The following is a 13,975-nucleotide window of genomic DNA, read 5'->3' as shown; positions in this document are numbered from 1 at the left end:
TCAGTAATTACTTGTATCTTTGTTACACAATTACTCTTTCAATAAATTTGAAAGGGAACACACATAGAATAAAGATGAAGTTTACTTTTATAAAAAATCAGCAACATAGGGTTTTTAACTATAAGCCTGTTTTTTACGATGAGGCTAAAGAAGAGTTAGATGAGCGCAAGCGTGCTGTTCGCGAGGAGTTGGGCTTAGATATAGAAGATGATGGGTCTACGCATGCAGATAGAATTAAAGGTAAAATGAACCGCCGTATGCAACAAACTACCTTTGATGTATCTCGTAAAGAGAAACGTAAATCAACACTCCGTATTGTTGTGATTATTGCCATACTTCTTATGTTCTTTTATTACCTTTTATATAGTAGTTCTGAATGGATCTTAGAATACTTATAATTTCAACTAACACTTCATCTACAAAATTTCGTTTAAAGAATGCGATTGTAAATTTCGTGCTTCGCAAATAGAATTCATTTATGTCAGATATAATTCAATTATTGCCCGATTCTGTTGCCAACCAAATAGCAGCAGGAGAAGTTATTCAACGTCCTGCTTCGGTAGTTAAAGAATTGGTTGAAAATGCAATTGATGCGGGTAGTACCGATATAAAAATAGTAGTTAAAGATGCCGGAAGAACACTTATTCAAATAGTGGATAATGGCTGCGGAATGTCAGCCACCGATGCCCGTTTATCTTTTGAGCGACATGCTACTTCAAAAATTAGAGAAGCCAACGACCTATATGCCATACGAACAATGGGCTTTAGAGGTGAAGCTTTGGCATCTATTGCCGCTGTTGCGCAAGTGGAATTAAAAACCCGTAAAACGGGCGATGAGCTTGGTACATTAATTTCTTTGGCAGGATCACATGTAGATAATCAAGAAGCCATTTCTTGTCCTGAAGGAAGTAACTTTTCTGTTAAAAATTTATTTTTCAATGTTCCGGCCCGACGCAAATTCCTAAAAAAGGATAGCACTGAACTCCGCCATATTATTAACGAGTTTCAGCGGATTGTTTTGGCTAACCCTGATGTGAGTTTTCATTTAACTCACAACGACATGCCAATGTTTAGCTTGCCCGTTACCAACATAAAGCAGCGAATTGTTAATATGGTTGGTAAAAATATGCTATCGCAATTGGTATCTGTTGAAACTTCAACTGTACTAATTAAGATTCATGGTTTTATCGGCAAGCCTGCATCTGCTCGCAAATCAGCTGGTGATCAATTCTTTTTTGTGAACCAACGTTTCATGAAACACCCTTATCTGCACAAAGCAGTTACGGAGCCTTATGAAAATTTAGTGGCTACAGGAGCAATACCCGCTTACTTTTTATTTCTTGAGGTTGATCCTAAAATTATAGATATCAATATTCATCCTACCAAAACTGAAATCAAGTTTGAGGATGAACGTGCCATTTGGCAGATTATGAATGCAACCATTCGTGAGAGCCTCGGAAAGCATAATATGATTCCGACTATTGATTTTGATACTGCTGGTAGACCAGAAATACCTACAGGCATAGATGAGTCATCAAAGGAAGCTCCTAAAGTAGAGGTAAACCCTTTCTTTAATCCCTTTGAACCAAGTCAGAGCGTTTCTCAAAGTAGTGGTTCTTCTGCGGGTAGCGGAGGATCGTATACGCCACAAGAAAAGCAAAGTACGCAAGGTTGGGAGAAACTCTACGAAGGTTTTGAAGCTGAATCGCAAGTTGCTACACAAAATAGTGCCCCTGCAGAACAAGCTCCATTTAATCCGTTTGAAACGGGAGTTGAAACCACTACAATAGCAAGTGCTGAACCGGTTCAACAAACCATGCAGATGTCAGAAGGCAGTGTTGCAGCAACATCTTCATGCTTTCAATTAAAAAATAGATATATCCTTACTTCGGGTAAATCAGGTTTAATGATGATTGACCAAAGAAGGGCACATGAGCGTATCTTATACGAACAGTTAATGGCTTCTATTAACGTAGGCAAAGCCATGACACAGCAATGCTTATATCCTGAACAACTGAACTTCAATGCTGAAGATACTATGGTTGTTAAGGAACTGATGCCAGAACTTTTAGCTTTTGGTTTAGACCTTAGTGTGGATGATAATGATAACTTTGAGGTTAAAGGCACACCTGCCGATATGCAAAACATAAGCATGAAGGCCTTAATTGATGGTATTTTAGAGAGTTTTAAAACCAGCGAAGTTGATTTAGAAGCTGACTTAAAAGACAGAATTGCACGTTCTATAGCGAAGCAATCTGCAATACAATCGGGTCAGGTTTTATCAATAGATGAAATGGATGAAATAGTGGGACAGCTTTTCACATGCCAAGTTCCCAACTTTTCGCCCGATGGCAAAACTATCATTTCTATTTTAACTACCGACGAAATAGAAACGCGCTTTAAATAAATGAAGCACAGAATACAATGACACAATGGCATCAATTCATTTTGGCTTGATGCTTGTACACTTGGTAAAAAATAAAGATTATGTTTCAGCAAAGATCATTGTTTGGTAATATACCTCCAGTCGTTAAGAATCTCTTAATTATTAATGCACTTGCATTTTTTGCCATGTTTTTAATGAAACAAGGCATTAATTTACCTGGGCTAGGTTTTATTCGTTTAGACTTAAATAAGATTCTGGGTCTATACACACCGGGCAGTGAGCACTTTCACTTTTTCCAATACATCACCTACATGTTTATGCATGGCAGCATGACACATATTTTCTTTAATATGTTTGCCTTGTTCATGTTTGGGCGGATTTTAGAACAAGTATGGGGACCACAAAAGTTTTTATTCTATTATTTTGTTACTGGAATAGGGGCAGGTCTAATCAATGTAGTGATGTCGTTTATAAGAGTAAAAATGGTAAGCGCTGATTTACCTCCTGAAGCTGTTGCTGAAGTTTACCAAAAAGGACAAAGTATTTTATTGGGGAATCAGAACTATGTTGATGCATCTTTAGCGACATTAAACGAATTGATAAACATACCAATGGTTGGTGCGTCTGGATCAATATTCGGACTATTATTGGCCTTCGGTATGCTATTTCCTGAAGAAAAAATATACTTATATATGCTTATTCCGCTTAAAGCGAAATGGTTTGTTATTGGTTACGGTGCATTAGAGTTGTATTATAGCATTATGAACCAACCCGGAGATAACGTGGCGCACTTGGCGCACTTAGGTGGAATGTTATTTGGGTTCTTCTTAATTAGACATTGGCGAAAAACCAGTTTCTAAGTATTTTAAACTCTTCTTAATATTATTAGTTTTACTGATATGTCGATAGTTGATGAAATAAAAGAGTCGTTTAAACAAGGTGGTGCACTAACCCGATTAATTTATATTAATCTTGGTGTTTTTGTGGTTATCAGAGTTATTTATGCCATACTAGCCTTAATGGGTGGTGGTGACTTAGGTGATTTAATCATTTCTTGGTTATCAGTTCCTGCACATCCTAGTGCACTATTGTTCAGACCATGGACAATTATTACTTACATGTTTTTGCACTACGATTTTCTGCATATATTATTTAATATGCTTTACCTATACTGGTTTGGTCGCTTATTTCTCAACTATTTTAATCCTCGCCAACTATTAGGCGTTTATTTTATGGGAGGTATAGCTGGTGCTGCTCTTTACATTCTGTCATATAATATTTTTCCTGGTTTAAATAGTGTAGCACCAAGTGCGGTAATGATGGGTGCTTCTGCTTCTGTAATGGCTATTCTGTTTGCTACAGCCCGATACGCACCTAATGTAAAAGTACATTTAATGTTTTTAGGGCCAGTAAAATTAATGCATATAGCACTAGTTTTATTTATTCTCGATTTAATTAGTATTTCGAGCATGTCGAACACTGGTGGGCATTTGGCACATATTGGAGGTGCTCTATTTGGTGTATTTTATGCCTCAAGACTGCAAAAGGGAAAGGATACGACATTGAGATTCAATAGATGGATGGATAAGGTGGTAACCTTATTCTCTCGAAAAAACCATATGAAGGTTACCCATTCCAGCAAGAAGCGTCCAATGTCGGATATGGAATATAACTCACGTAAAAATAACAACCAACATAATGTAGATCGTATCCTAGATAAAATTAAGAGTAAGGGATATGACAGCTTATCTGACGAAGAGAAAAGAACATTATTCGACGCAAGCGATAAAAACTAAACCATCCTTATTTTGAGAAAGCTACTCCGAAACATAGTATTTTTAGTAAATGTAATTATAGTTACCCTACTTTTATTAAGTGTTTTAGGCTCTAAAGTATCACCTGTTCATTCTAGTTTTCTTTCGTTTATTGGCTTTGCATTTCCCTTGCTATTTATAGCCAATGCGCTATTTGGCTTTTTATGGCTTGCCAAATTACGCAAACGTGTAATTTTCTCTATTTTAGCCTTACTCATATCCTGGTCGCAGTGGGAAGATGTTTTCCAACTTCAATCAGTTAAGGTTACCGATAAAACAAGCCTTACCATGCCAGTAAGCATTATGTCGTATAATGTTAGGATGTTTGATCGTTACAACTGGACTGGAGATAAAGAAACACCCAATAAAGTATATCAGTTTTTTAAAGATGAGAATCCTGATATTTTATGTGTGCAAGAGTTCTTTGTTAATAATAAGATCCCACACTATTCCGAGGCCAATATCTTATCAAAATTTAAGCAATACAGATACAAGCACATTGAGTATAATGTTGAAACTAAAACTGGTCGTAAGTTCGGACTAGCTACATTTTCAAAATTTCCGATTACTCGAAAACAACCTTTATATTTTAAAAACACAAGTAACTTTAGTATCCAAACCGATATAGTTATTAATGGAACTAAAGTGAGAGTTTTTAATAATCATTTAGAGTCTATCCGGCTTAAAGCCGAAAATTATCATTTTATAGATAGCATTACTTACCTTAATGAAACAGAACGTAGAGAAGGGGTTAAAGCTATATTTACCAAAATGAATGAGGCTTTTGATAGCCGATCGTTTCAGGCTGAGAGTATTGGCCGACATGTTGAAAACTCACCATTTCCGGCTATAGTTTGTGGCGATTTTAATGATACACCGGTTTCGTATGTTTACAGAACTGTTAGAGGTAAATTACAAGATGCTTTTGTAGAGTCGGGCAGTGGATTTGGCGGTACCTATCACGGAAAATTGCCATCCTTCAGGATAGATTTTATTTTTCATGATAAGATATTTAAAGCCTATAATTTTGAACGAACCAAAGTTGGTTATTCTGATCATTACCCTATTACAACTATTCTCGACCTTTCTCCCAAAGAGTCCTTACTAGATTTATAAATAAAAAAAGCCTGACACAAAAAGTATCAGGCTTTCATATATCACTTTACAAATATTAGTATCTGTAATGTTCTGGTTTATATGGACCCTCAACAGGTATCCCTAAATAATCCGCTTGCTCTTGTGATAATGTAGTTAATTTAACGCCTAATTTATCAAGGTGTAAACGCGCTACCTTTTCGTCTAATGCTTTAGGTAATGTGTACACTTGATTTTCGTATTTATCAGCATCTAAATGTAACTCAATTTGCGCCAATACTTGGTTAGTAAATGATGCAGACATCACAAAACTTGGGTGACCTGTTGCACAACCTAAGTTTAATAAACGACCTTCAGCAAGAATAAGAACAGAATGTCCATCAGCAAAAGTCCATTTATCGTACTGAGGTTTAATGTTAGTACGAACAATACCTTCTACTTTGTATAACTCAGCCATTTGAATTTCGTTATCAAAGTGACCAATGTTACCTACAATAGCCATATTCTTCATTTTAGACATATGGTCTGCAGTAATAATATCTTTATTACCTGTAGTTGTTACAAATAAATCAGCGTACGATAAAGTATCCTCAACTGGTAATACTTGGTAACCTTCCATTGCTGCTTGTAAAGCACAAATAGGATCAATTTCTGTGATAATTACACGAGCTCCTTGACCTTTTAAAGATTGTGCACAACCCTTACCAACATCACCATAACCACATACAACAGCTACTTTACCAGCCAACATAACATCTGAAGCACGCATAATACCATCGGTAAGTGAGTGACGACATCCGTATAAGTTATCAAACTTCGATTTAGTAACAGAATCGTTTACATTAATTGCAGGGAAAGGTAATTTACCTTGCTCAGCTAATTGATATAAACGGTGTACACCTGTTGTAGTTTCCTCAGAAACACCACGAATGGCTTCTCTTTTTGTAGCCCAACAAGTAGGGTTTTCTTTTAATGTTTTTCTGCAAAGCTCTAAAAACACCCCTTCTTCTTCTGAATGTACATTTTCATCAAAAGCAGGAACTTCACCCGCAGCTTCAAATTCAGCACCTTTTACCACAAGCATTGTAGCATCACCACCGTCATCTAAAATAAGATTCGGACCAGAACCATCAGGCCAAGTTAAAGCCTGAGCTGTACACCACCAATATTCCTCTAAAGTTTCGCCTTTCCAAGCGTAAACCGGAATACCTTTAGGAGCCTCCTCTGTACCTTCTTTACCAACAACAACTGCAGCAGCAGCGTGATCTTGAGTAGAGAAAATATTACAAGAAACCCAACGTACATCGGCACCTAATTCAACTAAAGTTTCAATTAATATGGCAGTTTGTACTGTCATATGCAGAGAACCCATAATTTTAGCTCCTGCCAAAGGTTTTTTGCCTTTATATTCTTCGCGCAATGCCATTAAACCAGGCATTTCAATTTCTGCTAAATCCAACTCTTTTCTTCCGAAATCAGCCAATGTGATATCGGCAATTTTATAAGGAAGGTTGTCAACTAAATTCTCTGACATACTAATATGCTTTTAATTATTTTTTGCAAAGGTAGTTTTTTTACGTAATCTTCTAAGCTATTTGCAATAAACAGTTTACACAAAAAATGACTAACTCAATAGTTTTTTTACAGTTTGCTCATCAATTTTGAGTTGAGCCTTGAGTGCATCTACACTTTCGAATTTTTGTTCGTTACGCACTCTATCTACAAATTCAATTACTACTTCTTCAGAATATATATCATCCGAAAAATTGAATATATGTACTTCAATGGTTTGTTTTGTTTTACTTGAAACAGTAGGCTTAATTCCTACATTAAGCATTCCATCATATTTATTCCCTTTTACAAGAAGCTTACAGGCATATACGCCAGTTTGAGGTATTATTTTATGGGAGTCATTTGGCTCAATATTAGCCGTTGGAAACCCAATGGTACGGCCTAACTGTTGGCCACTTACCACATTCCCTGTTAATGAAAATGTATATGATAATAATGCCTTAGCTAGAACAACATCGCCAGTTTCAATGGCATTTCTTACTACTGTTGAACTTACATTAACTGAACCAACTTTTACAGCTTCAACTTTGGATATCCCAAATTGATTCTCATTGGCGATACTCTGATATACTGAATAATCATCGATTCTATCTTTTCCAAAACGATGATTATAACCCATAATAAGGTGTTGCATTCCAAACTTAGCCATCAATACTTGCTCTATAAATTCTTTTGCGCTAAGTGCTGCAAGTTCTAAATTAAATGGGAGCAGTATTAAATCGTCAATTCCTTCCTTCTCTAAAAGCGCTATTTTTTCATCTAGAGTAGTAATAAATTTTAAGTCTTCAGCATCCTTTCCGAGTACTAACCTTGGGTGTGGCCAAAAGGTAACAACAACAGATCGTGCATCGATATTACGTGCAGTAGTTACAACTTTAGAAAGTAACTGTTTGTGCCCTAAGTGAACACCATCAAACATACCTAATGTTACAACCGTACTTGTATTGTTATACTTATTTGGATCGGAATAAACCTTCATGAATACTCTATTTTTGGCAAAAGTAATCTTATTTTATTTTATTATACCAAAAGTCCATTATCCTTTCTTAAACTCTATCCACATTTTTGCGGAATGCCTTACGTAACTTGAACTTCTCGAAATGACGTATTACTCTACTTAAAAGATCAGCATAAAGCGTGAAGTATAATAACAAAGTACTCAACCAAATAATTATCACATTAAACAAAGGTGTTGATATCCGAACGCCCATGAAGAATTTATATGGAGCAAAATAATGTGCCCTACCATAATTAGAAGTCGACTCTCTTAAAATAGGATCCATAAGGGGAATATACCTCTCATCGCCTAGTTTAACTTTTTGCATATTACTTTTATCCAATAAAAAATCGGCTAACTTCTCATTATAATAAGCATGTTTGAATTGGTTAAATGCTTTATTCGAGCCCAAGTTATCCACCATTAAATGGTACTTGTCGTCCTTATCTTTCTTAGCCTGTTTATAAACCTCTTGATAAGCCTTTTTTACCTCATCTAAAACAGACTCTGTTTTGGTAAATAACGACTCGGATAATTTGTGGTTCATCTTAAGTAAAGATTCAATGCTTTCTTTAGTATCTTGATCCACTAGGGCTTTCATATCCAATAATGCATTGTCAATAATGATTCTATTGGCTAAAGCATCTTCTGCCTTACCATCTTCCCATTGACGCTCACTTAACAAGTTATGCTGCTTGATTCGAGGAATCAACATCCCTATGTAATAAGATGATTCACTAATAATCACTTCCTCGTTGAAGAACTCTCGTTCGTAGGCATTATTTTTATACTGGTTTACTGCCAGTGCTTCATACGACCATCGGGATGCCATCATATCGCCAATGCGCGGCACATAGGTATTATGTGAGATGGCTGTATGTAATTTGCTATAATCCACTATTACACCACTGAATAACAATTGTGGCACTAATATTAAAGGAATGAGAATATAAATGGCAACAACAGATTTTAGTCCGCTACTGATATTTAAGCCTAAAATATTGGCAAAGCAGGCTGTGGAAAAAAGTATTAACCAATAGCTAAAATTAAGTCCTTGAACCTCTAGTATATAATTACCAATAACCACCAACAAAAAAGTTTGAAGGGCAGATATGCCAAACTGAACCAGGATTTTACTATTCAAATAACTTGATCTACTTAAATTCAGAAACTTCTCACGCTGTAAGAGTTTCTTATCTTTTATAATTTCCTCGGCACTCAAGTTTAGCCCTAAAAATAGAGCCACAATAACCGCCATAAAAAGGTATGATGGAATATTGGTATTTTGGCTAAATACATATTGATCAGGATTAGCTGTTGTACCACTAATAAACTTAGTGAAGTAACCAATCATTACTGCCAAAATAGGTGCCTCGAGCAAGTTGATGAGCACATATTGTTTATCTTTAAATTTAGATAAACCATCGCGATAGGTATAAATTAAGAACTGCTTTAATCGGCCCGGGATATTATAAAGGTTTTTCGGAAGTTCCTCTTTCTCATCTTCAACCTTATCATTTCGCCACGCAAAGGTATTTTCAATATTTTGCTTATATCTTTTATACCATTCAACAGGCTTAATTTTTCGCTCTCTAATAGTTCTACCATTGGGATCGACCATTCGAGCCTCGATAATCCGCAAAGGTTGCTCAACCTGCACATTACCACAAAGTTGACAATCACTTTCATCGGAGTTAACGTAATTAGCCTGCTTTTTAAAATATACAATAGCATCCATTACATTACCATTATAAATAATGTAACCTCCTCTATCAATAATTAAAAGTTTATCAATTAGCTTATATAAATCGGAAGAAGGTTGGTGTATATTAATAATAACCAATTTACCTTTTAAGGCTTGGCGTTTTAGTAGTACCATAACCTTCTCAGAATCCATTGAAGATAAACCAGAAGTAGGCTCATCAACAAATAGGATAGAAGGCTCTCGTATCAACTCTAATGCGATATTTAGTCGCTTACGCTGGCCACCACTCAACACTTTATTAGTTGGGCTACCCACTACTAAGTCGCGTGCCTCAACCAAATCAAAATCAATTATAGCTCGTTCTACAATTTCAACCACCTCATCCTTGGGTGTATCACTGAAACAAAGCAGTGCATTGCAATATAGATTTTCAAAAACGGTTAGTTCTTCTATTAAGAGATCCTCTTGAGGAACATAACCAATTACCCCTTTTAAATCTTCGCTGTGGGTATGAATATCTAGTCCATTGATACTTATGGTTCCTTGCGAAGGTTTATAGTTTCCATTCAGAACATTAAGTAGCGTAGATTTTCCGGCCCCACTACCGCCCATTATACCAATAAGTTGATTAGACCTACCTGTGAAGCTAAACTTTTGAACACCTACTTGAGAATCATTAAACTTATATTCCACATCACGCACTCTAAATAAGATACGTGCCTTATCTTCTCGCTCTACAAAAAGCTCCGCAACCTTTCCGTAGTAAACAGGCTCCATACGCGAAGTCCGTATTACTGAACCTACTGAGAATATATAAGAATTGTTTTGCTCAACTTTATGCCCGTTTAAATACAGGTTTCGATCTCCGGTATATCTGAAAACAAAAGTATGTGTTGAAGCCAAATATAAAACCCACACATAAACCTGTTGACGATCGTTATAAATATGTTTAAATCCTTTTAATGGCGCTTCTTTATCGCCAGAGATCACCAAAACACTTTCTCTATCCTTTACTTTTAGTGGACCTACAAGTATAAAAGTTTTTAATAGTTCAAAGTCGTGTTGATCAATCAACATTCCTTTCGCAAATCGATCTAAAATAGATTCCCCTATTTCACTAATTTTTTCCTCTTTTCTGATAAATTCAAAGAGCTGAACAAATAATCGAAGCTTGGTTTCTTTTTCGAGTTCCTTATTGAGTTCTTCACAGATTCTATCAATCTGATCAAAGTTATCGTTAGATTGTTTTTCTACCTCTTCTCTGTTATCGCTATACGCGTTTTTATGAAACGATTGCAAATAAAAATTAAAGCGTTGCAAATAAACATCAGCATACTCCTGATTGAATGTTTCAAGCAGTTGTTGTCTAACTAGTTTACGTGCACTTTCAAGGCTACTTTCCTTCCTTGCATTTGTAAGCAAGGCAAATAACTTCATTAAAGCATCTAATAGCGTTTCACTCATAACTAATGGTAATTGCGGATTATATCAATATAATAACTATAAATTATTGATATGGTTTTGTGTAGGGTAAATATAGCAGGATTTACTTAAATCAACTATAACAAAAAAAGGTGATCATGAGAGACCACCTTTTACAATATTGTATTTCTGAGAATAATCTATTCAGCGCTAACAAAGTTATTTCTAACAATCATTACTTGCTTTGCAATATCTCTCATTTGTTCTTGTGTAATTGCATCAGAAGCTATTGAAGCATAAATTTCAGCTAAAGGCGTTAAATCTTCAATGGTTTTAACAATATCAGCCTCATCTTTAAAACGGTTTAAAATTTCAAATAACTTATCTAATGGCTCTTTTTGTTTTAACACAACACTTACCATTTCAAGGCTATTTAAAGTTTCCTCTGAAATATGAGTAGCAATATATAAACCTTCAACCCAGGCACCTGCCATTACTTGTGCAGAAACAGGCTCTCTTTCGTTCTTTAACAAATAGTTGTAAGTATCATAAAAAGAGTTTGTGATCAGGTCAACTAAAACTTCTTTATTTTCTTGATTATTTTCAATTCTGCTTGGTAAGTCTTTATCTACAGCATTGGATAAATTTAAACCTTCCAACATTTTTCTTGAAGCATCGATATAATCTAAAGTCTCTTGTTTTTGGTTGTAAGTACTTGCATAACTTAAATCGCCACCAAAAACACCCAGGTTAATTGCTAATGAACGCTCAGTAAAATACGTTCCGGCTTTAGTTGGATCGTTTGCCAATCCGAAGATATATGCTGCTTCAATTTTATTTAGCATTTCAACAATCTCGTATGATGTAGGTAGAGGATAAACAAACTCTCTAACCTTAGTCTCTACTTCTTGTTTTTCAATTTGAGTAGCATTATTTTTCTTACTCTTTCCTGAATTACATGCAGCTAAAACTACTAAGCCAGCCATCAGTAAAGATGCAAGACTATTTCTACTTATTGTTTTCATGTTTTTCATATGATATTTATTTACTTTTTTCTTTGAATTATATACATACTCACTCAGTATATAACGGCATATAATCCAACGTATTTAGTCTGAGTTGAAATAATTGAAAATGTTTACTTTATTTCAATTGCTACAAATATAATTTATTTCAGAAATAAAATGATTTATCGAACTTATTTTTAATCGAAATTTAATCCTCGTAAGGAAATTTCATATCCTTAACCATCATTTGCAGGGTAGAACGACCATTATATACGTTTTCTTCAATTGTAAAACATACATCAAAGGGGTTGCCCGTTTGTAGCTTCTCTAGTTTATCTCCCATCGAAAAGGCAATTCCTTGCTTTATACATCCCGATTTCTCTTCGATAAGCTCAACCTTAAGGTGACTTGAATCTTTACCTACGGTTTTACTTGTGCCATAATCGAATACACGATGCGATACAAACACAGGTTTTAAATTTTCAGGTCCGAAGGGTCTGAATTGTTTTAAAATACGGTAAAACTTCTCATTGATATTACTCAAATCGATGTACTCGTCCACCTCAATCTGTGGTATTTGCTGATCTTCGGTGATATGATCAATTACATATTGCTCAAAACGCTCCTGAAAAGCAGGAATGTTTTCAATCTTCATGGTTAAACCTGCGGCATACATGTGTCCCCCAAAATTTTCGAGCAAATCGCTACACGAATCTATGGCCTTGTATAAATCGAAACCATCAACTGAACGCGCAGAACCTGTGGCAAAACCTTTACTTTCTGTCATGATAATGGTTGGGCGATAATACGACTCTGTTAAACGAGAAGCTACTATGCCAATAACCCCCTTGTGCCATTCGGGCTCAAATAGAACAGTGCTTTTTCTATCCTTTAATTCAGGATTATTACTTATTGCATCCAAGGCTTGCTGGGTAATATCTCTATCTAGCCCTTTGCGGGTATCGTTGCATTTATCAATATCGATACTCATTTCTGAGGCAAACTGATCGTCCTCACAAATTAATAAACGAACCGCATCGTTACCGCTATCAATTCTACCAGCCGCATTAATACGTGGCCCTATTTTAAATACAATATCGCTAATGGTAAACTCGCGACCTTGCATGCCGGCTATTTTAATTATATGCTTTAATCCCACACATGGATTTGTATTGAGTTTATTTAATCCAAAGTGTGCTAAAACTCTATTTTCTCCACTTATGGGTACAATATCAGAAGCGATACTTACCACTAACAAATCGAGGTAATTATATAATGAATCGGGAGCAATATTATTAAACTGACAGTAAGCTTGTAGGAATTTAAAGCCTACTCCGCATCCTGATAGGTTTTTATCGGGATACTCGCAATCTTTTCTTTTGGGATCTAAGCAGGCTACTGCATTTGGTAACGTATCTCCTGGAGTATGGTGGTCGCAAATAATAAAATCAATTCCTTTTTCTTTGGCATAATCAATTTTTTCACCTGCTTTTACACCACAATCAAGCGCTATAACAAGGGTTGAACCTTGCTCTGCAAAATGATCGATACCTTTTATGGAAACCCCATAACCTTCCTCGTAACGATTTGGGATATAGAAATCTATATTATTAATATATTTCGACAAAAAGGAGTAAACCAATGCAACCGAGGTTGTACCATCAACATCATAATCGCCATATATATATACTTTTTCGTTATTCTGGATAGCCAGATTTAGCCTATCCACAGCCTTATCCATATCCTTCATTAGGAAAGGATCGTGCAAGTGATCTAAACTTGGACGAAAAAAAGAGCGAGCCTCTTCAAATGTTTCGATACCCCTTTGCACCAATAAGTTTGATAGACAGGCGTCTATATTTAACACTTCCGATAAATGAGCTATCTTATCCTCTTCTCCTTTTTCTTTAATACTCCAACGTTTATCCATGCTTTTTAAATCCGACCTTTTTTGCGAGGTGTAAATTTCCTAAAAAA

10 protein-coding genes are annotated in these 13,975 nt (G+C 35.6%); 5 read left to right on the top strand and 5 right to left on the bottom strand.

The window, feature by feature from the left end:
• The first annotated feature begins 74 nt into the window (after positions 1 to 74).
• From A8B35_RS14495 to A8B35_RS14475, 5 genes are all read left to right on the top strand, one after another.
• Entirely contained in the window at positions 75 to 398 is a 324-nt protein-coding gene (locus A8B35_RS14495) for a hypothetical protein (protein ID WP_075603275.1), read from the top strand.
• Between the two features lie 80 nt (positions 399 to 478).
• Entirely contained in the window at positions 479 to 2,407 is a 1,929-nt protein-coding gene (gene mutL / locus A8B35_RS14490) for a DNA mismatch repair endonuclease MutL (protein WP_075603274.1), read from the top strand.
• Between the two features lie 80 nt (positions 2,408 to 2,487).
• Complete coding sequence (locus tag A8B35_RS14485) at positions 2,488 to 3,246, top strand: rhomboid family intramembrane serine protease (RefSeq protein WP_075603273.1); 759 nt, start codon at positions 2,488 to 2,490, stop codon at positions 3,244 to 3,246.
• A 39-nt stretch (positions 3,247 to 3,285) separates the two neighbouring features.
• Positions 3,286 to 4,182, top strand: coding sequence for a rhomboid family intramembrane serine protease (locus A8B35_RS14480; RefSeq protein ID WP_075603272.1), 897 nt, complete (start codon positions 3,286 to 3,288; stop codon positions 4,180 to 4,182).
• A gap of 12 nt (positions 4,183 to 4,194) precedes the next feature.
• A complete protein-coding gene (locus A8B35_RS14475) occupies positions 4,195 to 5,316 on the top strand; it encodes an endonuclease/exonuclease/phosphatase family protein (protein WP_075603271.1) in 1,122 nt (373 codons plus the stop codon).
• A 55-nt stretch (positions 5,317 to 5,371) separates the two neighbouring features.
• On the opposite strand, the gene ahcY is transcribed toward A8B35_RS14475, so the two are convergent.
• The 5 genes from ahcY to recJ all read right to left on the bottom strand — a co-directional run bounded on the left by ahcY (position 5,372) and on the right by recJ (position 13,928).
• Complete coding sequence (gene ahcY / locus A8B35_RS14470) at positions 5,372 to 6,829, bottom strand: adenosylhomocysteinase (protein ID WP_075603270.1); 1,458 nt, start codon at positions 6,827 to 6,829, stop codon at positions 5,372 to 5,374.
• A gap of 90 nt (positions 6,830 to 6,919) precedes the next feature.
• Positions 6,920 to 7,846: a bifunctional riboflavin kinase/FAD synthetase gene (locus A8B35_RS14465; protein ID WP_075603269.1), complete on the bottom strand. Its 927-nt coding sequence runs from the start codon at positions 7,844 to 7,846 to the stop codon at positions 6,920 to 6,922.
• A gap of 67 nt (positions 7,847 to 7,913) precedes the next feature.
• On the bottom strand, positions 7,914 to 11,033 hold the full coding sequence (locus tag A8B35_RS14460; RefSeq protein WP_075603268.1) for an ATP-binding cassette domain-containing protein: 3,120 nt from the start codon (positions 11,031 to 11,033) through the stop codon (positions 7,914 to 7,916).
• A 158-nt stretch (positions 11,034 to 11,191) separates the two neighbouring features.
• The gene (locus A8B35_RS14455; protein ID WP_245820793.1) at positions 11,192 to 12,025 is read right to left on the bottom strand and encodes a hypothetical protein; all 834 of its coding nucleotides are present in this window, start codon (positions 12,023 to 12,025) and stop codon (positions 11,192 to 11,194) included.
• Between the two features lie 181 nt (positions 12,026 to 12,206).
• Positions 12,207 to 13,928: a single-stranded-DNA-specific exonuclease RecJ gene (recJ, locus tag A8B35_RS14450; RefSeq protein WP_075603267.1), complete on the bottom strand. Its 1,722-nt coding sequence runs from the start codon at positions 13,926 to 13,928 to the stop codon at positions 12,207 to 12,209.
• Between the last annotated feature and the right edge of the window lie 47 nt (positions 13,929 to 13,975).

This window comes from Saccharicrinis aurantiacus, from assembly GCF_001660705.2.
GTDB lineage: Bacteria > Bacteroidota > Bacteroidia > Bacteroidales > Marinilabiliaceae > Saccharicrinis > Saccharicrinis aurantiacus.
Note: the sequence above shows the minus strand (reverse complement) of the source record. Positions and strands in the feature narration are given on the sequence as shown.